26 protein-coding genes and 1 riboswitch are annotated in these 26,135 nt (G+C 65.7%); of the genes, 13 read left to right on the top strand and 13 right to left on the bottom strand.

Going from position 1 to position 26,135, the window contains the following annotated elements:
• Window positions 1-51: 51 nt before the first annotated feature.
• The 7 genes from ACH82I_RS05895 to ACH82I_RS05925 all read right to left on the bottom strand — a co-directional run bounded on the left by ACH82I_RS05895 (window position 52) and on the right by ACH82I_RS05925 (window position 8,093).
• Window positions 52-774, bottom strand: a complete 723-nt coding sequence (locus ACH82I_RS05895; RefSeq protein WP_230747015.1) for an MIP/aquaporin family protein — start codon at window positions 772-774, stop codon at window positions 52-54.
• Window positions 775-865: 91 nt separating this feature from the next.
• Window positions 866-2,584 carry a glycerol-3-phosphate dehydrogenase/oxidase gene (locus tag ACH82I_RS05900; RefSeq protein ID WP_413336138.1) on the bottom strand — a complete coding sequence of 573 codons (1,719 nt, stop codon included), beginning with the start codon at window positions 2,582-2,584 and terminating at the stop codon, window positions 866-868.
• A 179-nt stretch (window positions 2,585-2,763) separates the two neighbouring features.
• Window positions 2,764-3,741, bottom strand: coding sequence for a Ppx/GppA phosphatase family protein (locus ACH82I_RS05905; RefSeq protein ID WP_230747033.1), 978 nt, complete (start codon window positions 3,739-3,741; stop codon window positions 2,764-2,766).
• A 9-nt stretch (window positions 3,742-3,750) separates the two neighbouring features.
• A complete protein-coding gene (locus tag ACH82I_RS05910) occupies window positions 3,751-4,533 on the bottom strand; it encodes an enoyl-CoA hydratase/isomerase family protein (RefSeq protein ID WP_230747040.1) in 783 nt (260 codons plus the stop codon).
• 40 nt (window positions 4,534-4,573) lie between these two features.
• Window positions 4,574-5,695, bottom strand: a complete 1,122-nt coding sequence (locus ACH82I_RS05915; RefSeq protein WP_413336141.1) for a bifunctional 2-methylcitrate synthase/citrate synthase — start codon at window positions 5,693-5,695, stop codon at window positions 4,574-4,576.
• A complete protein-coding gene (prpB, locus tag ACH82I_RS05920) occupies window positions 5,692-6,597 on the bottom strand; it encodes a methylisocitrate lyase (RefSeq protein ID WP_413336143.1) in 906 nt (301 codons plus the stop codon). Before prpB ends, ACH82I_RS05915 begins: the two co-directional genes overlap by 4 nt.
• Window positions 6,597-8,093: an MmgE/PrpD family protein gene (locus tag ACH82I_RS05925; RefSeq protein WP_413336144.1), complete on the bottom strand. Its 1,497-nt coding sequence runs from the start codon at window positions 8,091-8,093 to the stop codon at window positions 6,597-6,599. Before ACH82I_RS05925 ends, prpB begins: the two co-directional genes overlap by 1 nt.
• A 243-nt stretch (window positions 8,094-8,336) precedes the next feature.
• Here ACH82I_RS05925 and ACH82I_RS05930 point away from each other — a divergent pair, with 243 nt between their 5' ends.
• The gene (locus tag ACH82I_RS05930; protein WP_230747048.1) at window positions 8,337-8,876 is read left to right on the top strand and encodes a DUF4916 domain-containing protein; all 540 of its coding nucleotides are present in this window, start codon (window positions 8,337-8,339) and stop codon (window positions 8,874-8,876) included.
• A gap of 149 nt (window positions 8,877-9,025) precedes the next feature.
• Window positions 9,026-10,006, top strand: a complete 981-nt coding sequence (locus ACH82I_RS05935) for a universal stress protein (protein WP_413336146.1) — start codon at window positions 9,026-9,028, stop codon at window positions 10,004-10,006.
• A gap of 52 nt (window positions 10,007-10,058) precedes the next feature.
• On the opposite strand, the gene ACH82I_RS05940 is transcribed toward ACH82I_RS05935, so the two are convergent.
• Window positions 10,059-11,909: a metallophosphoesterase gene (locus tag ACH82I_RS05940; protein ID WP_413336148.1), complete on the bottom strand. Its 1,851-nt coding sequence runs from the start codon at window positions 11,907-11,909 to the stop codon at window positions 10,059-10,061.
• A gap of 123 nt (window positions 11,910-12,032) precedes the next feature.
• Window positions 12,033-12,141: riboswitch (TPP riboswitch) on the top strand.
• Between the two features lie 23 nt (window positions 12,142-12,164).
• On the opposite strand from ACH82I_RS05940, the gene ACH82I_RS05945 reads away from it, so the two are divergent.
• Genes ACH82I_RS05945 through ACH82I_RS05955 form a run of 3 tightly spaced genes read left to right on the top strand, consistent with a single transcriptional unit; the run spans window position 12,165 to window position 15,122 of the window.
• Window positions 12,165-12,794 (top strand): ECF transporter S component, encoded by a 630-nt coding sequence (locus tag ACH82I_RS05945; RefSeq protein ID WP_413336150.1) that lies wholly within the window; start codon window positions 12,165-12,167, stop codon window positions 12,792-12,794.
• A complete protein-coding gene (locus tag ACH82I_RS05950; protein WP_413336152.1) occupies window positions 12,794-14,290 on the top strand; it encodes an ABC transporter ATP-binding protein in 1,497 nt (498 codons plus the stop codon). Before ACH82I_RS05945 ends, ACH82I_RS05950 begins: the two co-directional genes overlap by 1 nt.
• Window positions 14,291-14,297: 7 nt before the next feature.
• Entirely contained in the window at window positions 14,298-15,122 is an 825-nt protein-coding gene (locus ACH82I_RS05955) for an energy-coupling factor transporter transmembrane component T (protein WP_269067454.1), read from the top strand.
• A 32-nt stretch (window positions 15,123-15,154) separates the two neighbouring features.
• On the opposite strand, the gene ACH82I_RS05960 is transcribed toward ACH82I_RS05955, so the two are convergent.
• Window positions 15,155-15,697, bottom strand: a complete 543-nt coding sequence (locus ACH82I_RS05960; protein ID WP_413336154.1) for a hypothetical protein — start codon at window positions 15,695-15,697, stop codon at window positions 15,155-15,157.
• A gap of 74 nt (window positions 15,698-15,771) precedes the next feature.
• On the opposite strand from ACH82I_RS05960, the gene ACH82I_RS05965 reads away from it, so the two are divergent.
• Window positions 15,772-16,356: a DUF1016 N-terminal domain-containing protein gene (locus ACH82I_RS05965; protein ID WP_413336740.1), complete on the top strand. Its 585-nt coding sequence runs from the start codon at window positions 15,772-15,774 to the stop codon at window positions 16,354-16,356.
• A gap of 13 nt (window positions 16,357-16,369) precedes the next feature.
• On the opposite strand, the gene ACH82I_RS05970 is transcribed toward ACH82I_RS05965, so the two are convergent.
• The gene (locus ACH82I_RS05970; protein WP_413336156.1) at window positions 16,370-16,972 is read right to left on the bottom strand and encodes a class I SAM-dependent methyltransferase; all 603 of its coding nucleotides are present in this window, start codon (window positions 16,970-16,972) and stop codon (window positions 16,370-16,372) included.
• A gap of 23 nt (window positions 16,973-16,995) precedes the next feature.
• Window positions 16,996-17,886 carry a LysR family transcriptional regulator gene (locus ACH82I_RS05975; RefSeq protein WP_230747064.1) on the bottom strand — a complete coding sequence of 297 codons (891 nt, stop codon included), beginning with the start codon at window positions 17,884-17,886 and terminating at the stop codon, window positions 16,996-16,998.
• A gap of 146 nt (window positions 17,887-18,032) precedes the next feature.
• On the opposite strand from ACH82I_RS05975, the gene ACH82I_RS05980 reads away from it, so the two are divergent.
• From ACH82I_RS05980 to ACH82I_RS05990, 3 genes are all read left to right on the top strand, one after another.
• Window positions 18,033-19,241: an NAD(P)/FAD-dependent oxidoreductase gene (locus ACH82I_RS05980; protein ID WP_413336158.1), complete on the top strand. Its 1,209-nt coding sequence runs from the start codon at window positions 18,033-18,035 to the stop codon at window positions 19,239-19,241.
• A 40-nt stretch (window positions 19,242-19,281) separates the two neighbouring features.
• Window positions 19,282-20,817, top strand: coding sequence for an aldehyde dehydrogenase family protein (locus ACH82I_RS05985; RefSeq protein ID WP_413336160.1), 1,536 nt, complete (start codon window positions 19,282-19,284; stop codon window positions 20,815-20,817).
• Between the two features lie 139 nt (window positions 20,818-20,956).
• The gene (locus ACH82I_RS05990; RefSeq protein WP_230747074.1) at window positions 20,957-21,181 is read left to right on the top strand and encodes a PLD nuclease N-terminal domain-containing protein; all 225 of its coding nucleotides are present in this window, start codon (window positions 20,957-20,959) and stop codon (window positions 21,179-21,181) included.
• Between the two features lie 36 nt (window positions 21,182-21,217).
• Here the strand turns inward: ACH82I_RS05990 and ACH82I_RS05995 are convergent, their stop codons facing one another.
• Window positions 21,218-21,421: a hypothetical protein gene (locus tag ACH82I_RS05995; protein WP_230747075.1), complete on the bottom strand. Its 204-nt coding sequence runs from the start codon at window positions 21,419-21,421 to the stop codon at window positions 21,218-21,220.
• Window positions 21,422-21,594: 173 nt separating this feature from the next.
• Here ACH82I_RS05995 and map point away from each other — a divergent pair, with 173 nt between their 5' ends.
• The 3 genes from map (at window position 21,595) to ACH82I_RS06010 (ending at window position 24,234) form a co-directional block, all read left to right on the top strand.
• Window positions 21,595-22,362: a type I methionyl aminopeptidase gene (gene map / locus ACH82I_RS06000; protein ID WP_413336163.1), complete on the top strand. Its 768-nt coding sequence runs from the start codon at window positions 21,595-21,597 to the stop codon at window positions 22,360-22,362.
• Window positions 22,363-22,429: 67 nt separating this feature from the next.
• Window positions 22,430-23,785: a DNA repair protein RadA gene (radA, locus tag ACH82I_RS06005; RefSeq protein WP_230747084.1), complete on the top strand. Its 1,356-nt coding sequence runs from the start codon at window positions 22,430-22,432 to the stop codon at window positions 23,783-23,785.
• 56 nt (window positions 23,786-23,841) lie between these two features.
• Complete coding sequence (locus ACH82I_RS06010) at window positions 23,842-24,234, top strand: VOC family protein (protein ID WP_230747087.1); 393 nt, start codon at window positions 23,842-23,844, stop codon at window positions 24,232-24,234.
• A gap of 9 nt (window positions 24,235-24,243) precedes the next feature.
• On the opposite strand, the gene ACH82I_RS06015 is transcribed toward ACH82I_RS06010, so the two are convergent.
• Complete coding sequence (locus ACH82I_RS06015) at window positions 24,244-24,957, bottom strand: hypothetical protein (RefSeq protein ID WP_413336166.1); 714 nt, start codon at window positions 24,955-24,957, stop codon at window positions 24,244-24,246.
• Between the two features lie 117 nt (window positions 24,958-25,074).
• Here ACH82I_RS06015 and ACH82I_RS06020 point away from each other — a divergent pair, with 117 nt between their 5' ends.
• On the top strand, window positions 25,075-26,109 hold the full coding sequence (locus tag ACH82I_RS06020) for an A/G-specific adenine glycosylase (protein ID WP_413336168.1): 1,035 nt from the start codon (window positions 25,075-25,077) through the stop codon (window positions 26,107-26,109).
• Window positions 26,110-26,135 lie beyond the last annotated feature (26 nt).

The following is a 26,135-nucleotide window of genomic DNA, read 5'->3' on the forward strand; positions in this document are numbered from 1 at the left end:
CTCCTGTGTCGAGGTGGTTCGGACTGTGCTGCTGTGCTCAGCTCAGATAGCTCAGATGAAGATCCGCGAGGCCACACCGGCGATAATTCCGCCGACCAGCGGTCCGGCGATCGGGACCCACGAGTACGCCCAGTCCGAGCTGCCCTTGTTCGGGATCGGCAGCAGGGCGTGGACGATGCGCGGACCGAGGTCACGGGCCGGGTTGATCGCGTAGCCGGTCGGACCGCCGAGGGAAGCACCGATGACGACGACGAGCAGGCCGACGGCCAAGGGTCCCAGTCCGTGCGGGGTCCCGCCGAAGAGCAGGATGACGAAGACGAGGACGAAGGTGGCGATGACCTCGGTGACGAAGTTCCAGCCGTAGCTGCGGATCTCCGGACCGGTGGAGAAGGTGCCGAGGATGTTCCCGGCCTCCTTCTCCTCGTCGTAGTGCTTCTTGTACACGGCCCAGGCGAGGAAGGCACCGATCATCGCACCGATCATCTCGGCGGCGAGATAGGCGATGGTGTTGCCGAAGGTCACGGCGATGCCCGGCGCGTACTCATCGGCTCCGCTGGCGAGGATGCCGAAGGTCACCGCAGGGTTGAGGTGAGCGCCGGTCTTGTAGGCGACGAACACACCAGCAAAGACCGCAAGGCCCCAACCGAACGAGATCAGCAGCCAGCCTCCCCCGTTGCCTTTCGTCTTGCCCAGCACCACATTGGCGACGACTCCGACGCCAAGGAGGATGAGCATGGCGGTGCCGCCGATCTCATAGAGGAAGATAGTACCCATATCTCACAAACTCCTATTGTTTGTCCTGCTCGCGGGTATTTCCATGACAGTTGCTATTCAGTTGTCGCTATTCGATTGGACTTCTCAGACCTCAGGCCAGGGACTCTTCTGCGAGTGCCGCCGCCTCCGCATCGTCACCCATCGACTCTGCGGCGATCTGGGCGTCGACGTGGGCCTTGAAGTCCGCGACCTCGGCGGCCTGCTTCTCGGCGTCCCAGCCCAGCAGCGGGGCGACGATGGCGGCGACCGCCTCGGCGGCGTTCTTGCCCCGGTCCCTGACTTCGTAGTTCAGGCGCATCCGTCGCTCCAGGATGTCGGAGAGGTGGACCGCACCCTCCGAGGCGGCCGCGTAGTGGGCCTCGACGCGCAGGTAGCGCTCGGCGCCCTCCAGCTCACGGCCGAGCTCGGGATCGTCGTCGACGAGGTCGAGAAGGTCCTCGAGCAGGGTTCCGTAACGGCGGATGAGGCGCTTGACCCGGTCGGTGTCCCAGCCGTACTTCTCTGCGATTCCGGACTCCCCGCGACGCACGGCACCCACACCTTGGGCGCCGAGCAACGGCACCGACTCGGTCAGCGAGCGGCGATCCTTGGCATCGTCGCCGAGCACGAAGTCCACGGCGTCCTCGGCCATCACCCGGTAGGTGGTGAACTTGCCGCCGGCGATCGCGGCCAGCGCAGGCTCGACCTCCATCACAGTGTGTTCGCGGGAGACCTTCGTCGAGGCCTGACCCTCCTTGACTACCGGCTGGAGCAGCGGACGCAGACCCGAGTAGACGCCGATGATGTCGTCTCGGGTGAGCTTGTCGGCGAGGATCGCGTTCGCGTGTTCGAGCAGGTAGTCGATGTCGTTCTCGGTCGCCACCGGCACGTCCACGTCCTCGTTCCACGGCGTGTCTGTGGTGCCGATGACCCAGTAGCCCTCCCAGGGAATGACGAAGAGCACGGACTTCTCGGTCTTCGAGATGATGCCCGTGCCCGGATCGGCCTTGATCTTGTCCTGGGCGACGGTGATGTGCACGCCCTTGGACGCGAGCACCTTCAGTCCCGCGTCGGCGTTCGCCAGGTCCTGCTGCTCCTCGGTCCAGACCCCGCCGGCGAGGATCGTGCGCTTGGCGTGGATGTCGAATTCGGTGCCGGTGAGCTCGTCACGGGCGCGGACACCGGTGACCTGATCACCGTCATGGAGGTAGTCGATGACGGAGACGTGGTTGGCCGCGGCAGCGCCGTAGCTGACCGCCGAGCGTACCAGGGTCATGACAAAGCGGGCGTCGTCGACCTTCGCGTCGTAGTATTCGAGCGCACCGACCGCGGCGTCATCGGCCAGGCCCGGGAAGTGCGAGCTCAGGGCCTTCTTGCTCAGGTGCCGGTGCATGGGCACGGCCCGCTTGCGTCCCGGGCGTGTGGCCATCGTGTCGTAGAGGAGGACGCCGGAGCCGATGAAGGCCCGGTCGATGAGGCGGTGCTCGAATGGGAAGACGAAGGCGACGGGTTCGACGAGGTGGGGCGCGGTGTGGGTGAGCAGCAGATCGCGTTCCTTGAGTGCCTCGGCGACGAGCTTGAAGTCGAGCATCTCGAGATAGCGCAGTCCGCCGTGCATGAGCTTCGAGGAGCGTGAGGAGGTGCCGGAGGCCCAGTCCTTCGCATCGACGACGCCGACCTTGAGACCACGTGTCGCAGCGTCGAAGGCCGATCCCGCTCCGGTCACTCCTCCCCCGACGACGAAGACGTCGAGGGGATCGGAGGCGGTGGTGTTCTGCAGCATCTGCAGGGACTGATCACGGAACGATGGGGAGAGTTCGCCATTTCGCATTGACTGTTCTGTTCCTTCTATCAAACGTTCGGACATCCACCATTATCGTCTTCCGACCGACTCTGTGGGGCGAAGTTCGGTAGATATGAAGAACCTAACAGGCAATGAGCAGAAGTGAAACTGTCCGCACAGAAGAGAAAACGTCCGGTTATCCGGCTCTGTCGGCCGCGATCCGTGGGTCAGTCGAGTCCGCCGACCGGTTCGACACGCATCGCCGAGGAGGTCTCGGCGGAGTCGAGCAGGTCGAGTTTGCGCATGATGATGCCTTCGCGCAGCGCCCAGGGAGAGATGCTCATGACTCCCACGTCGAAGATCGTGAAGGCCGCCTCGGCCACGATGGCTCCCGCGAGCACCTGACCGGCCCGGGCCTGCGAGACTCCCGGCAGGGTCGCCCGCTCCTCCGGGGTCCGCGCAGCCAAGGTGTCGATGATGCCGGCGAGGTCCCGGCGGAAGAGCTTGCGCGGAGCGTAGATGCCGTCCCCGCTCGGGGCGGCTCCGGCGATCCGGGCCAGGGACCGAATGGTCTTCGAGGAGCCCACGACATGGTCCGGGGTGCCGACGCGGTTGACCTTGCCGGCGATGCGGCCGATCTGGGAGCGCGCGTATTTGCGCAGCTGGTGGATGTCGTCCTCGCTGGGCAGCGGATCGGGCAGGAAATCGGAATAGGTGCGACCGGCGCCGAGCGGAATCGACACCGCCGCCTGCGGGTACTCGTCCTGTCCGGCCGCGATCTCGAGCGAACCGCCGCCGATGTCGAACAGCAGGATCTTGCCGGCCGACCAGCCGAACCAGCGACGCGCGGCGAGGAAGGTCACCCGGGCCTCGTCCTTGCCCGACATGACGTTGAGGGTGACCCCGAGCTGGGAGTTGATCGACTCGATCAGACTGTTTCCATTCGGGGCGTCCCTGACCGCCGAGGTGGCGAAGGCGAGGATCTGCTCCGAACCCTGGTCCTCGGCGATCTCGACCGCCTCGGCGATGAAGCTGTGCAGACGCTCCTGCCCCTCCGCGGAGATCTCACCGTCATCGCCCAAGTACTCGGCCAGACGCAGCACCTCCTTATGGGAGGTTGCAGGCAGAGGCGGGGCTCCGACATGAGCGTCGACGACAAGCAGGTGGACGCTGTTGGACCCGATGTCCAGAACGGCTAGGCGCATTCGCTCAGTTTAGCGCCAGTCCGAGCCGCGGAAGTCGAACTCGGGCGACCGCTTGGCGAAGAAGGCCTCCTGGCCGCGAGCGATCTCCGCCCGGTACGCCTCGTCGAGCCACGCCGGGGGCGCAGCGGTGTCGAGTTCGCCGGCGAGCACGGCCTTGGCCCCGATCTGACTGAGCCGGGACTGCGCAGAGATCCGCTCCCCCAGCGACTGCGCCGCAGCCAGCGGGGCCTCTGAAACCTCGTGGAAGAATCCGAGCTCGCGCATCTGATCGAAGGAGACGATCGAGGCGGTGGTGAGCAGGTATCTGGCCCAGGCGTCGCCGAGGACTTTGGCCAGTCGGCGGGTCGGTCCCGGCGGGTAGACGAGCCCGAGCTTCGCTGCGGTGACGCCGTAGATCGATCCGGGGGCGGCGATGCGGATATCGCAGGCCGCGGCGATCTCGGTGCCTCCCCCGACGCAGTTGCCCGCAATGGCCGCGATGGTCACGGTCCGCGCATTCGCCACGGCCGCCTCGGCGGTGGAATTGAGGGACCAGAAATCATCGAGCGGGACGTCGAGATCGGCGATGTCGGAACCTGCGGAGAAATGCCCGGCGGCACCGGTGATCACCAGGGCGCCGATCGAATCATCGGCATCGACGCCGGCGATGATGTCCGGCAGGGCCCGCCACATCGGGCGGGAGATGGCGTTGCGTTTTTCTTCCCGATCGATGACGAGGGTTCCGACTCCACCGGTGACGGTGAAGTCGAAACCCTCGAGATCGACCGGACGGTAGGCACCGTCAGCGGTCATGTGTTGAGCCTTTCAGCTGTGACGATTCAGCGCTGCCGCTTCAGCCCCGGTTGTCCGGAACTTCGCGCTGCTCTTCACCGCCGTAGGCGCTCAAGGGCCGGATCAGGGCGTTGTTGGCCTGCTGCTCCATGATGTGAGCGGTCCAGCCGGTGATCCGGGCCATGACGAAGATCGGGGTGAACTGATCGGTGTCGAAGCCCATCAGGTGGTAGGCCGGGCCCGACGGGTAGTCGAGGTTCGGGTAGATGCCCTTGCGGCCGACGAAGTCCTCTTCGAAGGCGTTGTAGAGGTCGAGCAGATCGGTGGCACCCTTCGCCTCGACCATATTCTCGAAGGCCTTGCGCATGGTCGGCACCCGCGAGTCGCCGTTCTTGTAGACACGGTGCCCGAAGCCCATGATCTTGGCCTTCTTGGCCAGGGCGTCGTCGATCCAGGCCGATGCCTTGTCAGCGGTTCCGACTTCTTCGAGCATCGCCATGACGGCCTCGTTGGCACCACCGTGCAGGGGTCCCTTGAGGGCACCGACGCCGCCGGCGACCGCCGAGTACAGGTCGGCCGTCGTCGAGGTGATCACGCGGGTGGTGAAGGTCGACGCGTTGAAGGAGTGCTCGGCGTAGAGGATCATCGAGATGTCGAAGCAGCGCACGACCGCCTCGTCGGGAACCTCATCGAAGACCATCTTGAAGAAGTTCGCGGCGTAGCCGAGGTCCGTCGTCGGGGCGACGGGGTCGAGTCCGTGGCGACGACGGTGGTCGATGGCGACGATCGTCGGCAGCTGGGCGTAGAGACGCTCGGCCTTGGCCAGGTTGGCTTCTTCGCCTTCGACGTCGGCCTCAGGATCGACGGCGCCGAGGTAGGACACGGCCGTCTGCACCACGTGCATCGGGTGGCAGTCCTTGGGCAGGTCGAGGATGAGCTGGACCAGCCTATCATCGACGGTCCGCTGAGAGCGCTCCCGGGCCTTGAACTCCTCGAGCTGAGCCTCGGTGGGCAGTTCGCCGTTCCAGATCAGGTAGGCGACATCTTCGAAGCTGCGCTTGGCGGCGAGCTCCTGCACGGGGTAGCCGCGATAGGTCAGCGAATTCGTTTCCTGGACTACCTTGGACACGGCCGTGGTGTCGACGACGACCCCGGCCAGTCCCTTCTTGATTTCTTCGGTCACTGGTGACCCTCCTGTGAGAAGTTGAATACGGCTGAGTCAAAATCGTTGTACGCAGCGTAGTCGATGGTGTCGTAGAGGTCCGCACGAGTCTGCATTCCCTCGAGCAGGTCCACCTGAGTGCCCTTGTCCCGAATCGTCTGCAGGCCCGACTTGATCGCACCCATGGCGATGCGCAGAGTCGTGACCGGGTAGATCACGAGCTTGACTCCGACATTCGCCAGCTGTTCGGTCGTGAACAGCTCGCTCTTTCCGAATTCCGTCATGTTCGCCAGGATCGGCACGTCCACGCTGGAGGCGAACTTCTCGAATTCGCCCAGATCCCGCATGGCCTCCGGGAAGATCATGTCCGCTCCGGCGTCGGCATAGGCCTTGGCCCGGTCGATCGCCGCGTCCAAGCCCTCGCCGGCGCGAGAGTCGGTGCGCGCGCAGATGACGAAGTTCTCGTCCCGGCGGCCCTTGGCCGCGGCCTTGATCCGCTTGGACATCTCGGCGGTGGTGACCACCTCTTTTCCGTCGAGGTGGCCGCAGCGCTTCGGATTGACCTGATCCTCGAGGTGCATGCCCGACATCCCGGCGTCCTCGAACTCCTGGACGGTGCGGGCCACGTTCATGGCCTCGCCCCACCCGGTGTCGGCGTCGATGAAGGTCGGCAGGTTCGTCACCCGGGCGATGTTGCGGCCGTGTTCGGCCACCTCGGTGAGTGTGGTCAGTCCGATGTCGGGCAGGCCCATGGCGGCGGAGAACGCACCGCCGGAGATGTAGACACCTTCGAATCCGGTCTGCTCGATGATCTGGGCGTTGATCGGGTTGATGGCTCCGGGGAACTGGACGATCTGGTCCCCAGCGAGCAGTTCGCGGAACTTCGCCCGACGCTCGGCCGGGGTCGCTGTGGCGCCCAGCATCAGAAGATGCCCTTCGAGCCGCTGTGCTCGAGTCCGTCGACGGCGAAGGACAGTTCGGCCACGCCTTTGGCGTCGAGGCTCTCGAGGTCCTCGGCCAGCTCGATGAAGCGGGTCTGCTCAGCACCGGTGAGGATGCCCTCGGAGAGGGTCTTGAACTTCTCGATGTAGTTCGCTCGGGCGAAGGGACGGGCACCCAGCGGGTGGGCATCGGCGACGGCGATCTCGTCGACCAGCGTCGAACCGTCCTCGAATTCGATCTCCACGCGGCCGCCGAAGGCCTTCTCGTTGGGATCGGTCGAGTGGTACCGGCGGGTCCATTCCTTGTCTTCGGTGGTCTCGATCTTGTGCCACAGTGCCACGGTCTCCAGGCGGCCGGCGCGCTCGGGGGCGTAGGAGTGCTCGTGGTGCCAGCCCTGGTCCTCCATGGCCACGGCGAAGATGTACATGATCGAGTGGTCGAGGGTCTCGCGGCTGGCCTTCGGATCCATCTTCTGCGGATCGTTGGCGCCGGTGCCGATGACGTTGTGGGTGTGGTGCGAGGTGTGGATGACGACGCGTTTGATCTTCGACAGGTCCTCGATCTCCCCGCCGAGCTTGCGGGCGAGGTCGATGAGCGCCTGCGCCTGGTACTCGGCCGAGTGCTCCTTGGTGTAGGTGTCGAGGATCGCGCGCTTGGCCTCGCCTGCGCCCGGCAGCGGGATGGTGTAGCGAGCTTCGGGGCCGGAGAGGATCCAGGCGATGAAGCCGTCCTCGCCTTCGTAGATCGGGTTCGGTGCGCCTTCGCCGCGCATCGCCCGGTCGACGGCTTCGACGGCCATCTTTCCGGCGAACGCAGGGGCGTGGGCCTTCCATGAGGAGATCTCGCCCTTGCGGGACTGGCGAGTCGCGGTGGTCACGTGCAGGGCCTGCTGGACGGCCTGGAAGGTGACCTCGGTGTCGAGGCCGAGCATCGCGCCGATTCCGGCCGCGGCCGAGGGGCCGAGGTGGGCGACGTGGTCGATCTTGTGCTCGTGCAGGCACATGCCCTTGACCAGGTCGACCTGGATCTCGTACCCGGTGGCCACACCGTTGATGAGGTCCTTGCCGCCGATGCCCTTATGCTGGGCGACCGCGAGGATCGGCGGGATGTTGTCGCCGGGGTGGGAGTATTCGGCGGCGAGGAAGGTGTCATGGAAGTCGAGTTCGCGGACCGCGACGCCATTGGCCCAGGCGGCCCATTCCGGGGAGAAGCGTTCGTTCAGCGGCAGGCCGAAGATTGCGGCGCCGGGGGTGAACGGGTGGGTTTGGGCCTGCTCGCGAGCGTGCAGCGGTGCCGAACGGCGCACCGAGGCGGCTGCGACGGAGGCGTTGTCGATGACTCGGTTGATCACCATCTCGGTGACGTCTGCGTCGACCGGAGTCGGGTCGGAAGCAACCTCTGCGATCTTCCAGGCGAGCTGGTCTTCGCGAGCCAGGTTCTCTGAGCTCTTATGCGTGCGGACTTCATGATTGATCATGGATTTCCCCTTCAAACGTCCTTGACCGTGTGGGTCGAGTGTCGTGCTCACCACTGTAGGCTACGTCACTGCGCTGTCACGGATCGGCCGGAATTTTATCTCGACATCAAGATACTTTACCCGAAGCCTCCCCTCGATCACCACCGGGGGGGGAAGAGCGGGCCAAGCCCCGGCACTCGGCAGGGCCCGCCGGGTTCCGGCTGAAGTCTTCTGCCGCGGCCCACGATGTGGGACGATGGCACAATGACGCGCACCGCCTTAGACTACGACGACAATTGGTTCGACGACGCCGAATTCTCACAGCTGCGACGACGCATGCCCATCCCCTACGTCAACGCGATTCCCGTGCGGGTCGGAGAGTCGGGCAAGGTCGAGCGCATCGGACTGCTTCTGCGCAGTCTTGACGACGGCACCCTGGGCCGTGAGGTCGTCGGTGGACGGATCCGCTTCCACGAGTCGATCCGCGCGGCGCTGATGAGGCACGCGGAGAACGATTTGGGGCCGATGGCCCTGCCCGTCATTCCGCCGGCGATCGCCCCGTTCCACATCGCCGAGTACTTCCCGACAGAGGGCTCCTCCCTTCTCTACGATCCGAGGCAGCACGCGATCTCGATGTGCTTCATCCTCGAGGTCCGCGGCGAGTGCACCCCGCGCGCCGATGCGCTCAGCCTCGATTGGCTGACTCCGGAGGAGACGCAGCGAGAGGACATCGTCTCCGAGCTCTGCCACGGCCAAGAGCACGTCCTGCGAGTCGCCCTCGCGCATCTGGGCTTCCCGATCTGAAGGGTCGAGCTCGCCGGAGCAACCTGAGCCGGAAATTTTTCTACAAGACGTAGAAGTCCTTTGATAGACTGGCCCTGATGCCGACGGAGTTGGTTTTCGGGGCCGTCGTCGGTCTCAGGGTTGGTCAGGCCCCGATGGAGAGGTCCATCATGACTGCCGCACCCCGTCCCACCGATTCTCGCCCCACAGATGCCCGTGCCACCGATTCCCGTGCATCCGAGGCGTCGCTGGAGCATTCACTGGGAGTCCTCGTCGGCTTCGACGGTTCCGAGCTGTCGGCCCTGGCCGTTCGCCACGGCGCTGCGGAATCGACCCGACGCAATGTCCCTCTGACCGTCGTCACGTCGTATACGGAACCGGTCCCCGTCTATGCGAACATGGCCTCCATGCCGCCCGAGAATGAGGCCGAGGTCGCCGAGCGGGCAGCGGAGAGGACCCTCGCCGAGGCGGTCGAACTGCTCCGCGATCACGAGGGCCCGAAGAGCTTCCGCACCGCGCCCGGCGATGCCGCCGGTGTCCTCATCTCCCTCAGCACCAGTGCCGATGTCGCCGTCGTCGGCGCCCGCGGCCGCGGCGGTTTCATGGGTCGGATACTCGGCTCGGTCTCCACCGCCCTGCCCGCCCATGCGCACTGCCCGACGATCGTCGTGCCCCGGCACTCAGGCTCCGGAGAGCACTCGCCGGCTGCAGGGCAGGAGTCCGGTCCCGTCGCTATGGCCGTGGACGGCTCGGAGGCCGGCCGGGTCGCGATGTTCACCGCGGCCCAGGAGGCCTCGCTTCGGCGCACCGGGCTCGAGATCATCTGCATTCTTCCCGCGGGCGAGGAATGGCTGTACTGGTACCCCGACCTCGAACTCAGCTCCGAGGTCACCGGGCGTCGCCAGAAGCAGCTTGAGACTGCCCTGGGCACGGAGGCCGAGGGGCTGCAGGCTCAGTTCCCCGAGCTGCCGATCACCACCTCGGTGCCGGTGGGCGATCCGAAGTCGACGATCGTCGAGACCACCGGCCGTGCCCAACTCACGGTGCTGGGCACACGCGGTCGCGGAGCCGTGAAGTCGGCGCTGCTTGGCTCCGTCTCCCGCGGAGTCCTCAATCATGCCGCAGGCCCGGTGATGATCGTTCCCAGCTGAGCTGGTGTCGATCCCAACTGAGCGGGTGTCGCTCGCTTTGCGAGCGGAGGGCTCAGTGACTGCAAGCGCGACGGCGACGTCTGGCGAGGAGCACCAGTCCGGCACCGAGGAGAACGGCGGCGGCGCCGATGGCGACCGGCAGTCCCATCTCACCGCCGGTCCGGGGCAGGTCGCCGCCGACCGGGTCTGTGCTACCGGCACCGGCGTCGTGGGAGTCCGAGTCGGACTCCGCTCCGGCAGCGTCGGATTCCGCCTCCGCGCCCGGGTCACCTTCTCCCCCGTCGGAGCCTGCTTCTTCGCCCGCGCCGGCCTCAGCGCTTTCATCTGCCGTTGCTTCGGTGCCGCCTGAGTCAGCTTCGGTGCCGTCGGCGCCCGCATCCGCTCGGGCGCCAGCGTCGGAATCCGCTTCAGAACCAGTATCGGTGTCCGCTTCGGCAGCATTCGCCTCGGAACCCGCGTCCGTGCCCCCTTCAGCGCCTTCGGATCCGGCGTCTGCCTCCGCTCCTGCACCGTCCGCCTCGGCACCATCGGCGTCCGCCTCGGCGTTCGCACCGGGATCAGGGTCCTCGTCGCCGGCTCGAGTGAGCTCGACGTCGTCGATCTGCTCGGAGGCGGCCTGAGCCGAGACCTGTCCGTCGGCTCCTGACGGCACCTCGTAGGTCGTCGCCCGCAGTGCATCGTCGGAGACCCGCATCCTAGTGAACGCGGGAACGTCGTTGTGGACGCTCTTGGCCTCCCAGTCGAGACCGGGCACGTAGTCGTAGAACTTCGACCCCGAGGACGAAGTCAGCGTTAGATAGAGGGTCTGCCCTTCGTCCTTCTCCTGCTCGCGGCCGTCATCGGATCCTTCGACCGGCTGCCCCTCGGAATCCATGAGGAAGGTCCGGTTATAGATGTGATCGTGCCCCGAGACGACCAGGTCGATGTCATTGCGAGCGGCGACCGGCGGAATCGCCTTGCGCAGCTTCTTCACATCGAGATCATCGTTGTGCGTCGCAGTCGAATAGATCGAGTGGTGGAATCCGAGGACCTTCCACCGGGCCTCGTCACCGTGCTCAGCCACAACCTCGTCGATGAACTCGGCATGCTCATCCGTGTCGAGATTGTTCGAGTTGATGTTGATGAACAACACGCCGGAGTCGATGAACCAGTAGTCGCCGCCGGAGGTGATCAGTCCGTCTCCCCCGTGATCCTGGCTGACGTTCGGTCGGTTGAAGTGCTGCTCGTATGACTTCGAGCCGACATCGTGGTTGCCGATCGTCGTCGCCTGGGGCACGGTCCGGGTCGCCTCCGGAGCGAGATACTGTGCGTACTCGTCCTGATCGCCCGCCGAGTTCACCTGATCACCGAGCGAATAGAAGAAGCGCGGCGCCTCGGCCGTGGTCAGACCCGAACTCAGCGTCCGAGCCCAACCGGTCGCATCATCGGGCTCACCGCTGCCGGAGCCGACCTGCGGATCACCGAAGACCAGGAACTCGCTGTCCCCGCCCGGCGTGCCGGTGGTGAAGGTCTCCACCGACGTGAACCCATCTTCTTCGCTGCCAACCTGGTAGGCGTACTCGGTGCCCGCTTCCAGACCGGTCATGCTCGCATGGTTGTAATGTCGCTTGAGATCGGACGAGCGACCGGAATCGGAGGTCTCAGCGCTGTCGGCGTCTTCGGGCAGCTCTTCGCCCTCGAGCTCGGAGACCTTCACCCACCGAACCTCTCCCCCATCCGAGCTCTCGCTCATCCACGACAGATTGCGGGAGAACTCATCCGCACCGACCTGCAGAACAGGATCGGTGATCGTCGAGTCCTCGACCACCTCGGCGTGAGCCGGAACGAGAGCGGCGACGAACGCGGTGAGAAGTGCGAGAACCGACGCGGAGCTGAGGGACCTGATGAGAAGCTGAGTTTTCACCAGACCATTCCTACCGAGCAGTAGTAACAGAAGAGTCTGCGGCATACGTCCCTGCCTGAAACGGCAGGTGAACGCTCCATGATGAGAACGGCTCGGCCGAACCCAGACCCTGTTGTACAGTGGTGGCTACGACAGGGGAGCGCCGCGAGGGGCGCTGAGAGTGCAGATGAAGCTGCAGACCCTCGAACCTGATGCGGTTAGCACCGCCGAAGGAAGTCGAGACTCTTCTACCCCTCCTTGATCTGAGGAGGCACAATGCCGAAAACGACCGCACCGGAACCCGCTGCGAAGACCGCACCCGCACACACCCAGGCACCGAAGACGAAGAAGTGGCGGGTCGTCGACTACGTCACCACAGCCGTCCTCGGCATCGCCGTCGGACTGATCTTCTGGGTGCTGGCCCTGAGCTGGAAGGTCCTCGAACTCGGCTTCCAGGCCTTCCCACCCTCGATCGGACTGATCGCCGGACTCTGGGTCCTCGCCGGACCCCTGGCCGGAGCCATCATCCGCAAACCCGGTGCCGCCCTGCTCTGCGAACTCATCGCCGCCGTCGTCGAAGCCGTCCTCGGTTCGCACTTCGGGGCCACCGTGCTGCTGTCCGGGCTGATCCAGGGCCTCGGCGCCGAAATCATCTTCGCGGCCTTCGGCTACCGCCGGTTCTCACTGTGGATCACCACACTCTCCGGCCTCATGGCCGGGGCCTTCATGTCCGTGAGCGAGAACATCATGTACAACGCCGAATGGCAGCCGAGCTTCCAGATCGCCTACGCCGTGTGCGCGATCGTCTCCGGTGCCGTGATCTCCGGCATCGGCGCCTGGTACGCCTACCGGGCGATCGCCCGCACCGGGGCGCTGAGCTCCTTCGCCTCCGGCCGCATCCGCTGATGTCCCTGCCGATCACGGCGCACGGCTACTCGTGGACCCATGCCGACCGCGAACGAGCCGCCGTCGGCCCCCTCGATCTCGACATCGCCGCCGGTGAGAAGATCCTCCTGCTCGGCCCGTCCGGGGCAGGCAAGACCACGCTTCTGCATGCGATCGCCGGCGTCCTGCCGGCTGAGTCGGGAGAGTCGACCGGTGAGCTGCTCGTCGGAGACGCCGCACCGGATCCTCGCCGAGGCGGCACCGGGCTGGTCCTCCAGGACCCCGATTCGCAGGTGATCTTCTCCCGGGTCGGCGACGATGTCGCCTTCGGAATGGAGAACCTGAGCCTGCCCGCCGCGACCATCGAGTCGCGCATCCCGAGCTCACTGGCGGCAATGGGCCTCGAACTGCCGGCGAATCACCCGACCGCGGCACTCTCCGGCGGCCAGAAGCAGCGTCTGGCCCTGGCCGGGATCCACGCCATGTCTCCCGAGGTCATCGTCCTCGATGAACCCACCGCGAACATCGACCCGGACTCCGCGGAAGCGGTCCGGGACGCGATTCTCGCCACCCAGGCGGCCACCTCGGCGACGATGCTCATCGTCGAACACCGGGTGAGCCTGTGGCTCGACCACGTCGACACCGTCGTCGTGATCGGACGCCGTGGATTGCTCGCCCAGGGCCCGCCGAGGCGGATCTTCGACGATCCGGCGCTGTCCGAGGTCCTGCATGAGTGCGGGATCTGGGTACCCGGGCGCCACGAGAACAGAAGCCCGGTCGAACCTGCAGATCACACCGAAAGCGAGGTGCTGCTGCGCACGAGGGACCTGAGTGTGGGGCGAGCGCGGGCGAAGGTCCCGGCCGCTGTCGGGCTCGACCTCGCGATCCGGGCGGGTGAGGTCGTGGGCATCCTCGGCCCTAATGGCGCGGGCAAGTCCACGACGGCACTGACCCTGGCCGGGCTGATCCCGGAATTCTCCGGTGAGGTCCTCGCCGAGGCGGGGCTGCGGACCGGGACGAAGCACGCCCGACCGTTCCGTTGGCCTTCGGCCCAGCTGGCGCCGCGGATCGGGATGGTCTTTCAGGAGCCCGAGCATCAGTTCCTCTCCCGCAGCGTCGCCGAGGAGTTGGCTCTGGGGCCCAAGCTCGCCGGCTGGTCGGCGACCGAGATCGATGTCCGGGTCTCCGAGCTGCTCGATGTGCTCGGTCTCGACGGTCTTGCCGAGGCGCATCCGCAGGGACTCTCCGGCGGCGAGAAGCGGCGGCTGTCGGTGGCGGCGATGATGGCTCCCCGCCCGCGGGTCCTCATCGTCGACGAACCGACCTTCGGCCAGGACGCACTGACCTGGGCGGGACTGGTCGAACTGTTCCTCGACGTGCTCGCCCACGGCACCGCGGTGATCGCGGTCAGCCACGACCACGCCTTCCTCGATGCGATCGGTGCCAGACGAGTCGAGCTTCCGGCCTCCGGGTCCGGTGTTCGGGTCGAGGCGAAACGGGGTGCTCGTGTCGACTGAGACTCGATTGCAGGCAGAACGCTCCGAGGTCGAAGACCCCAGCCAGCTCATTCCTGTGGTGCGCCGGACCGCCCTGGTCCGATGCAATCCGCTGACGAAGATCGCCGTGGCACTCATCCTCATGGTCGGGGCGCTGCTGAGCATCGACCTCGTGTCGGCGGGCGTGGTCCTCGGGTTCACCCTGCTCGGCCTGCCGGCGACCGGGCTCGACCTCTTCGCCGCGCTCAAGCGCCTGTGGTTCCTGCCGCTCGGTGCGCTGCTGGCGGCCTGGGGCACGGCAATCCTCGCGGAGAAGACCGGAGCCGTCGTCATCGATCTCGGCCTGCTGCTCATCACCACAGGCTCTCTCGATGCGGCGGCGGCGATCTTCGTCCGTGCCCTGGCCTTGGCGATTCCGCTCATCGTGCTCGCTTCGACGATCGATCCGCGCGACCTCTCCGATGCCCTCATCCAACATCTGCGACTGCCCGAGGTGGTCGTCGTCTCGGTGCTCGCGGCCTCCCGGCTGCTCGGATTGCTCGTGAGCGAATGGCAGACCCTGTCAATGGCCAGACGCGCGAGAGGTGTGGCCGGAGGATCGATCCTCCGCCGCACGGGGAGTCTATTCGGCGGAGTCTTCGTCTTGCTTGTGGTCTCGATCCGCCGCGGCACCACTCTGGCCATGGCGATGGAGGGCAGAGCGTTCGGGCGTCCCGGCAGGACGTGGCGGAGGCGTTCGACATTCGGCGCCCGTGATCTCGTGGTCGTGGTGCTCGCGATGGGCGTGTGCGTGCTCGCAATCGTCGCGGCTCATGTCCTGGGTACGTGGAACCCGATCATCGGCGGGGACTGAGAGGTCAGGATTCGCTCAGTCCTCAGACACGCTCAGAACTGCTGGAGGAAGCCCTTGAGGAAGGCCCGCCAGTCCTCGAGCGCTTCGGGGCTCGGCAGCTTCGACGCGGTGATCACCACGAGCGATCTGTCCTCGGTTTTCGTCTCGGCCGCGATCTCGCTCTTCGTCCCGTCCTCGAGGTTCGCTCTCCAGAATGAGCGCTTCGCCGTCTCCGAGGTGCGAGGTGCAGCGGAGAGAGCGACCCCGTTGAGGGATCCGTCGACGTGGGAGGCGAGCGCGGCGACGAGGTCGCTGCGCTGCCCGACGATCGTGCGGGAGACCGCGACGTCGAAGGTTCCGTCGGCGCGTTGGCCGGGCACCCGCCTGCCGATCTCCTGCTCATAGGCCACGACAGCACCCTGGACCCACCAGCCGTGTTTGTCGACGACGCCGTCGAACTGCGGATAGAGGGCATCGGCGAGTTCCTTGTGACTCGCCGAGGCTCCTCCCGCCGCTTCGAGACGCTCCCGCGTCTTCGCCCAGGGTTCTCCGAGCGCCTTCTCGATGGACTCGATGTTCACTGCCTTCGTCGCCATAGCAGAAGTCTAGTTGGCGGTGAGTCCCCCGTCGATGGTGTTCTCGGTACCCGTATCTACGTCAGTGCCGCAAGATAAATCGACTTGCAGCTGATCTGCGTTCCGCGTTTCCTGATATGAGAGGGCTTTCCCGCAAGGATTTGTTCTACATGCGGTCATTTGCCCGCGCTTGGCCTGAGTGGACGGCAAAAGTCCCACAGGCTGTGGGAATTTTTCCGTGGGGTCACATCCGAATGCTTCTGGACAAGGTTGACAGTCAACTCGCCCGAGAATGGTATGCGGCAGCAGCGGCCGAAAACGGCTGGTCCCGAAACGTGCTCGAACAGCAGATCTCCAGCAGACTGATTGACCGGGAGGGCAACGCTTCGTCAAATTTCGCTGCACATCTTGAGAAGCAGGATTCCGCGTTGGCACGCCACCTGACTAAGGATCCTTTCGTCTTTGATTTTCTGGCGCTCGGATCTGACGTTGATGAACGGCCACTCGTCGAGCTCCAGCGCCATCCCCTCCGGGACGAGCTGTCATGGGCACACCTGTCGCCGGCGTTCCCCGTCCACTTCGCCTTCATCTCCCGCACCGATGCGACCCTGTCCCCGGCCACCGAGGCGTTCATCGCCATGTCGAAGGGACCTCTGAACGACCTCCAGGGTCCGTGGTGAGGGCGATGCAGCCTCAGACCCGTTCGGCGATGAGGACGAGGAATCCGCTGTCGGTCTCAAAGGGGTGGAGTTCCCAGGTCGAGAGCTTGAGGTTGACGATCATGCCGGCGGACTCCACATCCTCGATGAAGTCGGTGAAGTCGTAGCCACGTCCGGCTCCGAATCCGGCCACGAAGCGCCCTCCGGACTTCAGCGTCGATTTGATGTTCGACAGCGTCTGACGTCGTGAGGCCGGATCGAGGAAGGACAGGACGTTGCCGGCGCAGAAGGCGACGTCGATGTCCGTGACTCCTGCGGATGCGAAGTCGAAGACGGCGAGGTCACCGGTGTGCCATTGGCCGCTCGGGAAGTCCTCCTCTGCGACGGAGATGAGGAATTCGTCGAGGTCGACCCCGTAGACCGAATGTCCCTCATTGATCAGCAGTCCGCCGGCTCGACCGGTGCCGCAGCCGGCGTCGAGGATGCGAGCCCCGCGCGGAGCCATGGCGTTGACGAAGCGGGCCTCTCCCCCGATGTCGTGCCCGGCGGCGACGAGTTTGCGCCACCGTTCGGCGTAGTTCGCCGAATGATCGGGGTTGGTCTCACGGATCCTGTTCCACTGATGATCGAAGCTCATGGCCCAATCCTAGGCCGAAACCCTCACGCGAAGACCTCGGCGACCACCTCGGCGACGGCCCTGACCGGCCCCGCCGGATCCGGGGAGGTCAGCACGATGATCTCCCGACCGCCTACCTCGGCGTCGGAGCCTGCGGTGACCGGGTGGAGCTCGACGTCCGGCCCGCCCAGGGACATCATGATCGGCGTGGCCAGGGTCAGGCCGAGTCCGGTGCCGGCCAGGGCGAGCGCCACGGCCGTATCCGTGACGATGTGAGTCTCCTTGGCGGCGATCCCCAGCGCCGAGGTGGCAAGGCGCATCGCTCGGCCGAATAGCTCCTCGGCCGGGGGCAGGATCCAATCGGCCTCAGCCAACTCCTCAGGCTCGGGCAGGGGCGCACCGGCCGGGACCACGACGCCGAATTCCTCCGCGGCCACGGCGTGCCAGCTCAGCCCCCGCATCGGCGGCAGCGGCACGGCCGGATAGTTGATGCCGATGCCCAGTTCGATGGCGCCGTCGATGACGGCCGCGGACATCGTTTCGACATTGATCTCGCGGGCCCGGACCCCGATATCGGGATGCCGGTCGCCGAGGATCCGCACGATCTCGGGCAGCGCTCTCGTCGACGCGGAGCCGAAGACGCCGAGGGTGACGATGGCCTCGCTGCGGAAGTCCCGACCGAGCATGGCCATCTCGGCCTGCTTCTGCGCGGCGAGGATGCTCCGGGCACGCGGGAGCAGGGTTCGGCCCGCCTCGGCGAGGACCAAACCCCTGCCGCGGCGGAGGAAGAGCTCGGAGCCGACGACCCGGCGCAGCGCGGTGATGTGCTGGGAGACGGCGCCGATGCTGTAGCCGAGCTGCTCGGCGGCCCTCGTCATCGAACCGAGTTCGGCGACGGCGACGAAGGTACGCAGCTGTCCGAGTGTCCATCCCATGGGCTCAGCATAGAGTGTTTTCACGTTTCCTAAAAACAGTTTTCACAGACTCGCGCTTGTCCTTAAAAGTGATCGGAAGCACAATGGCATCAGGCCACAGTTCGCCGACGACGAGGTCGGCGCGGCAGGACACAGCGAGGTGAAACGTGGACAACGCAGCACCAGCACAGACGAACGACGCACCGGCGAGCGCCGAGGTGGTCATCATCGGCGCCGGAGTGATGGGAGCGTCCACCGCCTACCATCTGGCCAAGGCCGGGGTGAGTGACATCGTGATCGTCGAGCGCGACACCCCGGGATCGGGGTCGACGTCGAAGGCCGCCGGCGGCGTCCGCTGCCAATTCTCCGATGCGCTCAATATCGCCCTCTCGGTCCGCAGCCTCGAGGTGCTGCGCAACTTCGAGGCCGATTTCGGCATCGACATCGACCTGGTCAGCAACGGCTACCTGTTCCTCCTCGACACCGCCGAGGCGGTTGAGGCCTTCCGCGCCAATGTCGCGCTCCAGCAGAGTATGGGACTCGACTCCCGCATGCTCACCGTCGCCGAGGTGGCCGAACTCGCCCCCTATGTCGAGACAGAAGGACTCCTGGCGGGGGCCTTCAATCCCGGGGACGGGCACTGCACTCCGGAGGCGGTGGTCGCAGGCTACATCACCGCCGCCCGCGACCTGGGGGTACGCGTACTCAAGTCCTGCGAGGTCACCGGCTTCGAGACGGCCGGTGAGGATACCGCGGGACGCCGGGTCGTCTCGGTGATGACGAACCGCGGCACAATCGCCTGCTCTCAGGTGGTGTGCACTGCGGGAGCCTGGTCCGGCCGCATCGGCGAGTTGGCCGGGGTCGACCTGCCGGTGACTCCGCTGCGCCGCGAGATCATGGTCAGCGAACCCGTGGACACGGACACCCTCGGCGTGGACCTGGCGTCGATGCCGTTCACCATCGATTTCACGACGAGCTTCTACGTCCACCCGGAAGGGCCGGGACTGCTCTTCGGGTGCCCGGATGAGACCGATGTCGAGAGCTTCGACGATCGACGCGATCCCGACTGGCTGGCCACATTGGCCGAGCACATCGACCATCGGGCACCGGCTCTGGCCGACGTCGAGCCGGGGCGCGGCTGGGCGGGACTCTACGAGATGACCCCCGATCACAATGCGATCATCGGCGAGGCCGAGGAACTCGACGGCTTCTTCTACGCCTGCGGATTCTCCGGGCACGGGTTCCTCATGGGCCCGGCCGTCGGCGAGGTCGTCGCCGACCTCATGACCGGACGCGAACCCTTCGTCGACGTTTCGCCGCTGGACAAACGCCGCTTCGCCACCTCGGGGCTCCGCCGAGAACTCAACATCGTCTGACTCACGAACACGCACACGATCCACCGACGAAAGGACAGCAATGACCGCCCTGCCCACCGACCAGACCATCACCGACCTTCTCACCTCGGGACTGAACGCCTGCGGAGTGGACACATACGTCCTCGACGGCAGGACCGCCCCGGCGAGTCTGCCTGCCCGCTCCCCCATCACCGGTCAGGAACTCGACACCCTGGCCGCCGACACCGCAGAGACTGCCGCGGCGAAGATCTCCGGGGCCGTGACCGCATTCGAGACCTGGCGTGACGTGCCCGCTCCCGTGCGCGGCCAGCTGGTCCAACGCTGGGGCCGGCTGCTGGCCGAGCATAAGGAGGACCTGGCGAAGATCATCACCGTCGAGGCCGGCAAGACCCCATCCGAGGCCGCCGGTGAGGTGCAGGAGATGATCGACATCTGCGAGTTCGCGCTCGGTCAGTCCCGGCAGCTGTGGGGCAAGACCATGCCCAGTGAACGCCCGGGTCACCGGCTGATGGAGACCTGGCATCCGCTCGGAGTGGTCGGCGTGATCTCGGCCTTCAACTTCCCCGTGGCCGTGTACTCGTGGAACACCGCCCTGGCACTCGTCGCCGGTGACGCCGTGGTGTGGAAGCCCTCGGAGAACGCGGTGCTCGCTGCCTTGGGTGCCCAATCTCTGCTGGCCCGGGCCGCCGCCGAGGTGGGGGCGCCCGAGGGTCTCGTGCCTGTGCTCATCGGCGGACGGGACATCGGCGACGTGATGGTCAGAGACTCGCGAGTGGCTCTGGTCTCGGCGACGGGCTCGGTGCGGATGGGCCGTGAGGTCGGTCCGGTCGTGGCCGAGCGCTTCGGTCGGGTCCTGCTCGAGCTGGGTGGCAACAATGCCGCGATCGTCGCCCCGAGCGCGGACATCGATCTGGCCCTGCGCGGAGTCGTCTTCGCCGCGGCCGGCACTGCCGGGCAGCGTTGCACGACCCTGCGCCGGCTCATCGTGCACGAATCGATCGCCGCTGACTTCGTGGACAAGATCGTCGCGGCGTATCGGACGCTGAGCATCGGGTCGCCGACCGATGACGGAGTGCTCGTCGGCCCGCTCATCAACTCCGGGGCCTACGAGGCGATGCAGTCGGCAATCAAGCAGGCCGAAGCCGAGGGCGGCGAAGTCCTCTGCGGCGGCGCACGCGTGCTGGCCGATGAGCGCCCGGATGCCCACTATGTGCAGCCGGCGGTCGTGCAGATGCCCGCGCAGACCGCGGTGATGGAGAACGAGACCTTCGCCCCGATCCTCTACGTCGTCACCTACTCGGATCTCGACGAGGCACTCGAGATCCACAACGGCGTGCCGCAGGGACTGTCCTCGGCGATCTTCACCTCTGAGCTGGCCGAGTCGGAGCGGTTCCTGTCCCGCTCCGACTGCGGCATCGCCAACGTCAACATCGGCACCTCGGGTGCGGAGATCGGCGGTGCCTTCGGCGGTGAGAAGGAGACCGGCGGCGGCCGCGAGTCGGGCACCGATTCATGGAAGGCGTATATGCGGCAGGCCACGAACACGATCAACTATTCGGGCGAACTTCCGCTGGCTCAAGGGGTGGAGTTCCTCTGAGTCAACGCGAAGCTCGAAAAAGTCGTCGCCAGTGACGACCTTTTCGAGCTTCGCGTTGCCTGATGGTGCCCAGGGCCCTCCTCGATCGCCAATGGCGCTCGCAACGACCACTTTTCCGGCACTGTTGTAGCCTGAAACCATGAATGAGAATCCCCTGCTGCCGGCCGCCTACGACATCATCTGGTCGGGAATTCTCTTGGCCTTCGTCGCCCTGCTGATCTGGGCGTTCGTGAGCATCTACCGCTCTGATCTTGATGCCCCATCGAAGCTCGTATGGGCGATCATCGTGTTCCTCCTGCCAGTGATCGGACCGATCTGCTGGTTCGTTATCAAGTCACGCCGCACCGTCAGCCAGTTCGAGTGAGCTGAGCTGAACGAATCGGACGATTTGCAAGAGTGTTCAAGGATGCGGGTGTCGGTCTTCGGCCGACGCCCGTTTCCTGTGCGTCCACAGGAGTGAGATCAAGCCGACCAGGGCCGCCGCGGGGAAGACGATGAGTTCGAGGATCCACACCCAACCGCCCTCGTGGATATCGTCAATACCCAAATGCATGGAGTTCGCCAGAACAAGACCGAGAATGAATGCCGTGAAGATATCCCTCATGGCGGGGAATCTACCTCGACGGCGACAGACTGACAAGGCTCCCTGCGTGGTCTCCGCTCAGCGTCAGTTGTCGAGCTGTCTGGTTCGTCACGGAATCTGCTGGCGAGCGCGACGGGCTGAGTGCGAACGACTAAAGTTGCAGATGAGCGAAGAAATGATGAAGGAGAGCACCCGTGATTGAGCTGAAGACACCCGCCGAGATCGACAAGATGGCGGTGACCGGCCGATTCGTCGCAAAGACCTTGGCCGAACTGTCTTCGATCGCCGAACCGGGCATGAGCATCATGCACCTGGAGAAGCGGGCCCGACAGCTCGTCGCCGATGCCGGTGCCAAGTCCTGCTACTGGGACTACGCCCCCTCCTTCGGCGAAGGCCCCTTCCGCAACGTCATCTGCCTCTCCGTCAATGACGGCGTCCTCCACGGCAAACCGCACGACTACGTGATGAAAGACGGCGACCTGCTGACCCTCGACTTCGCTGTCTCCATCGACGGCTGGGTCGCCGACGCCGCCCGGTCGGTCATCGTCGGCAACGGAACCGATGAAGACCAGCGTCTCATCGACTCCACCTGGGAAGGCCTACAGGCCGGCATCGGCGCCGCCCAGGCCGGGAACCGCCTCGGCGACATCTCGAAGGCCATCGGCGATGTCGCCGACGCTCAGCGCATCCCGGTCAACCTCGACTTCGGCGGCCACGGCCTCGGGCACACCATGCACGAAGATCCGCACGTCGCCAACCGCGGCAAGGGCGGACGTGGCCTCGTCCTCAAGCCGGGCCTGACCCTGGCGATCGAACCCTGGTGGTCCTTCACCTCGAAGAAGCTCAGCGTGGACAAGGACGGCTGGACCCTGCGCCTGGCCGACGGTTCGAACGGCGCGCACTCGGAGAACACGATCGCCATCACCGAAGACGGGCCCAGGGTGCTCACCACCCTCGACTGATCTCCACTCGACCGTGGCTGCGAGGCACTGACGCTGCGGCGTCAGTGCCTCGTGCCAGAATTGCGGTATGTCTTTCACCTGCGCCGAATGCGGCTACTCGACGGTCAAATGGCTCGGGCGCTGCCCGGAATGCCAAGCCTGGGGCACCCTCGAGGAGAAGGGCGCCGGGTCGACGAAGGTGAAGACGAAAGTCAAGAAGTCCAGCGGCGCGAAGTCGATCAACCTGGTCGACTCCTCACAGGCACAGGCCCGGACGACCTACGTCAGCGAATTCGACCGTGTGCTCGGCGGCGGCATCGTCCCCGGCGCAGTGGTGCTGCTCTCCGGAGAACCCGGCGTCGGCAAGTCCACCCTGCTGCTCGACGTGGCCGCCCGCATCGCCAAGTTCGGCACCAAGGTCCTCTACGTCACCGGTGAGGAGTCAGCGGGACAGGTGCGGCTGCGGGCCGAACGAATCAACGCCCTCGAAGACTCCCTGCTGCTCGCCGCCGAAACCGATCTCGGGGCCGTACTGGGCATGATCGAGGCGGAAGCTCCCTCGATGCTCATCGTCGATTCGATCCAGACGCTCGCCTCCTCCGAAATCGACGGCGTGCCGGGTGGAGTCACCCAGGTACGCGAGGTCGCCGCCGCACTCATCCGCGAGGCCAAGGCGAGATCTCTGCCCACGGTCCTCGTCGGGCACATCACGAAAGACGGAACCATCGCCGGGCCGCGGCTGCTCGAGCACCTCGTCGACGTCGTCTGCAACTTCGAAGGCGAACGACACTCGCGGCTGCGTATGCTCCGCGCCGTGAAGAACCGCTTCGGACCGACCGACGATGTCGGCTGCTTCGACATGGAGGAGGACGGGATCAAGAGCCTTGAAGACCCATCGGGGCTCTTCCTCTCCCGCAGCGGAAGCAATCCGCCCGGCACCTGCCTGACCGTGACGCAGGAGGGCAAACGACCGCTGCTCGTCGAGGTCCAGTCGCTCATCACCGAATCAGCCGGCGGGCAGTCCCGACGCTCCGTCTCCGGGGTCGACTCATCCCGAGTGGCGATGATGCTCGCGGTGCTCAGCCAGAACCTCGGCAACCTCAGCCTGGCCAAGAACGATGTGTTCACGGCCACCGTCGGTGGAGCGAAGCTCGCCGAACCGGCCAGCGACCTCGCCATCTGCCTGTCACTGGCCTCGGCCGCGTTGGGACGACCGCTGGCCGCGAAGTTCGTCGGCATCGGAGAAATCAGCCTCTCCGGAGAGATCCGCAACGTACCCAACCTGGGCCAGAGACTCAACGAGGCGGCCCGCCTGGGCATCACCCATGCGATCGTCGCCAGAGGTGCGATGCGCAACGTGTCGACGCCCAAGGACATGGCGATCAAGGAATGCGACCACATCGCCCAAGCCGTCGAAATCCTGCTCAAGCCCAAGGAGTCCTAAGAGGCAGTTGCGGGAAAACTCGGGACTTCTGCCCGAAAATGGCGCATCCTTGGAAGATGACCACGACAGTCTTTCCAGCCATGCGAACCACGGATGGGCAGGCCACGCTCGCACTGCTGGCCACGCTCGGCTTCACCGAGCGGCTGCTCGTCCGCGACGAAGAGGACCCGGAGATCATCGTCCACGCCGAGTTCGCCCTCGGCGAGACCGGCGGCATCATGTTCGGTTCGGTCCGCAACGACGGTTCTGCCCTCGACAATGTGGGCGGCAGCTCGATCTACGTCGTCGTCGACACCGAGCGGGAAGTCGACCGTCTCTACCAGGAGATCGTCGACATGGGGCATGCGATCGTCCGCCCCGTCGCCACGCAGCCTCACGGCGGCAGAGAATTCGACTTCCGCGACCACGACGGAAACTCGTGGGGAGTGGGTTCCTACCGAGGAGCCTGAGACTCAGCCTTAGGAGTCCTCGGGCTCATCGGTCTTCTTCTCCGACTCCCCCGATTCCTTCTCCTTCTCGGCCTTCTCCTTTTCGGCCTTCTTCTCTTCGGCTTCCTTCTTCTCCTTGGCTTTGGTGGCCGCATCCTTCTCGAGCTCGAACTCCGTCGGCTCACTCTTGAGCTCACCGAGCTTGACGACGAGCTCGTACTTGCCGGGAGCGAAGTCCTTGTTCGTCCGGTTGCAGTTCTTATCGACCTGGATGCGATTCCACTTCATCTTCGAGGTCTTCTCTGACTCCGGAGCGAACTCGGTCGACGCCTCGGCGTTCTCGTCCTTGTCGGCCGCGCAGTACTTCGAGGACCAGACGACATCCCCGTCCTTCTTCACCTCGAATTCCTGCTGCTCCGTCCCGACTTCGATGAGGCAGGTGGCATCATGCTTGTTCTCGATGACCATGCCCAGCTCGGGTTCGGCCCCATCCTTGACGCTCTTCTTGTCGATCTCGGCCTTGAGAGCGACCTTGTCATCGGGGCATCGCCCGCTCGCTGCCTTCTCATCGGGCACCGGGGCCTCGGTGTTCTCCTCGGCCGTGGGGCTGGTCTCCGCAGCGACATCGGTCTTGCCCTCGTCATTGCCACCGATGGCTTTGACGATCCCGACGATGCCAAGGATGAGCAATCCGATGACGACGAGCCCGAGCACAGCCAGCGTGATCCGTCGCCGACGGTACACGTGCGCAGGCTGCTTCCCGCTAGACTGGCGGGGCTGCCCGGCACCGTTCTTCGGCTGCGAACCACGATTGGAAGGAGTCATCGCTTTGAGCCTAGGCCGAAGCGTTGGAGCATCCAAATGACACACCGAGCGACCGGCGAAACGAGTTCCCGCGGCACCCGTCCCGTCTTCCCGGAGGTTGCCGCAGAGGACATTCGCCGAGTCCGCAGCACGATCATCTCCTGGTTCGACTCCGCAGCCAGAGACCTGCCGTGGAGAGCACCCGGAACGAGCGCCTGGGCCATTCTCGTCAGCGAGATCATGTCCCAGCAGACCCCCGTCTCCCGCGTCGCACCCCGGTGGCAGGAGTGGATGGAGACCTGGCCGACACCGGCCGACCTCGCGAAGGCGCCCACCGCCGAGGTGCTGCGACGTTGGGATCGGCTCGGCTACCCCCGTCGGGCCCTGCGCCTCCAGGAAGCCGCCCGAGCCATCAGCGAGGAACTCGACGACGAGGTGCCGGAATTGGCCGAAGAGCTCGAACGACTGCCCGGAATCGGTTCATACACCGCTGCGGCAGTCGCCTCGTTCGCCAATGGTCAGCGGACCACCGTCCTCGACACGAACGTCCGCAGAGTCCTCATCCGACTCTTCGCCGGACAGGAGCGGCCGACGGCCTCGCCCGGCCGGGCGGAGACCCGGTGGGCGGCTCAATTCGTTCCCGAGGTCGACCATGTGAAATGGAACGCCGGAGTCATGGAGTTCGGTGCTCTCGTGTGCACCGCCCGGAACCCGAGCTGCGGGCAATGCCCGCTGCAGGACATGTGCGCCTGGAATCGACTGGGCAGACCCGCCTCGGCGACGAAGCCGAAGACGCAGAAATGGGCGGGCACGGACCGGCAGCTCCGGGGTGCGATCATGGACGTGCTCAAGGCCGCCCACGAGGAAGCCGAGGGCACGGACTCCGACGCGGTGTGCATCGACCTCTTCACGGCCTCGACGACCCGGATCGATCCCGAACTCCTCGACGCCCTGGGGACGGCCACCTCGGCGAAGCTGGGGACGATGAGGGATCTGAGCACGGATGCCGAACGAGTCTCACGACTGATCGCCGACCTCGTCACCGACGGGCTGGCGCACCGCCGGGGCGAACTGCTGAGCCTGCCGCGCTGAAACCCGCAGGCCGCCATCGCCGAGGG

The organism is Brevibacterium sp. GP-SGM9, assembly GCF_047300845.1.
Taxonomy (GTDB): domain Bacteria; phylum Actinomycetota; class Actinomycetes; order Actinomycetales; family Brevibacteriaceae; genus Brevibacterium.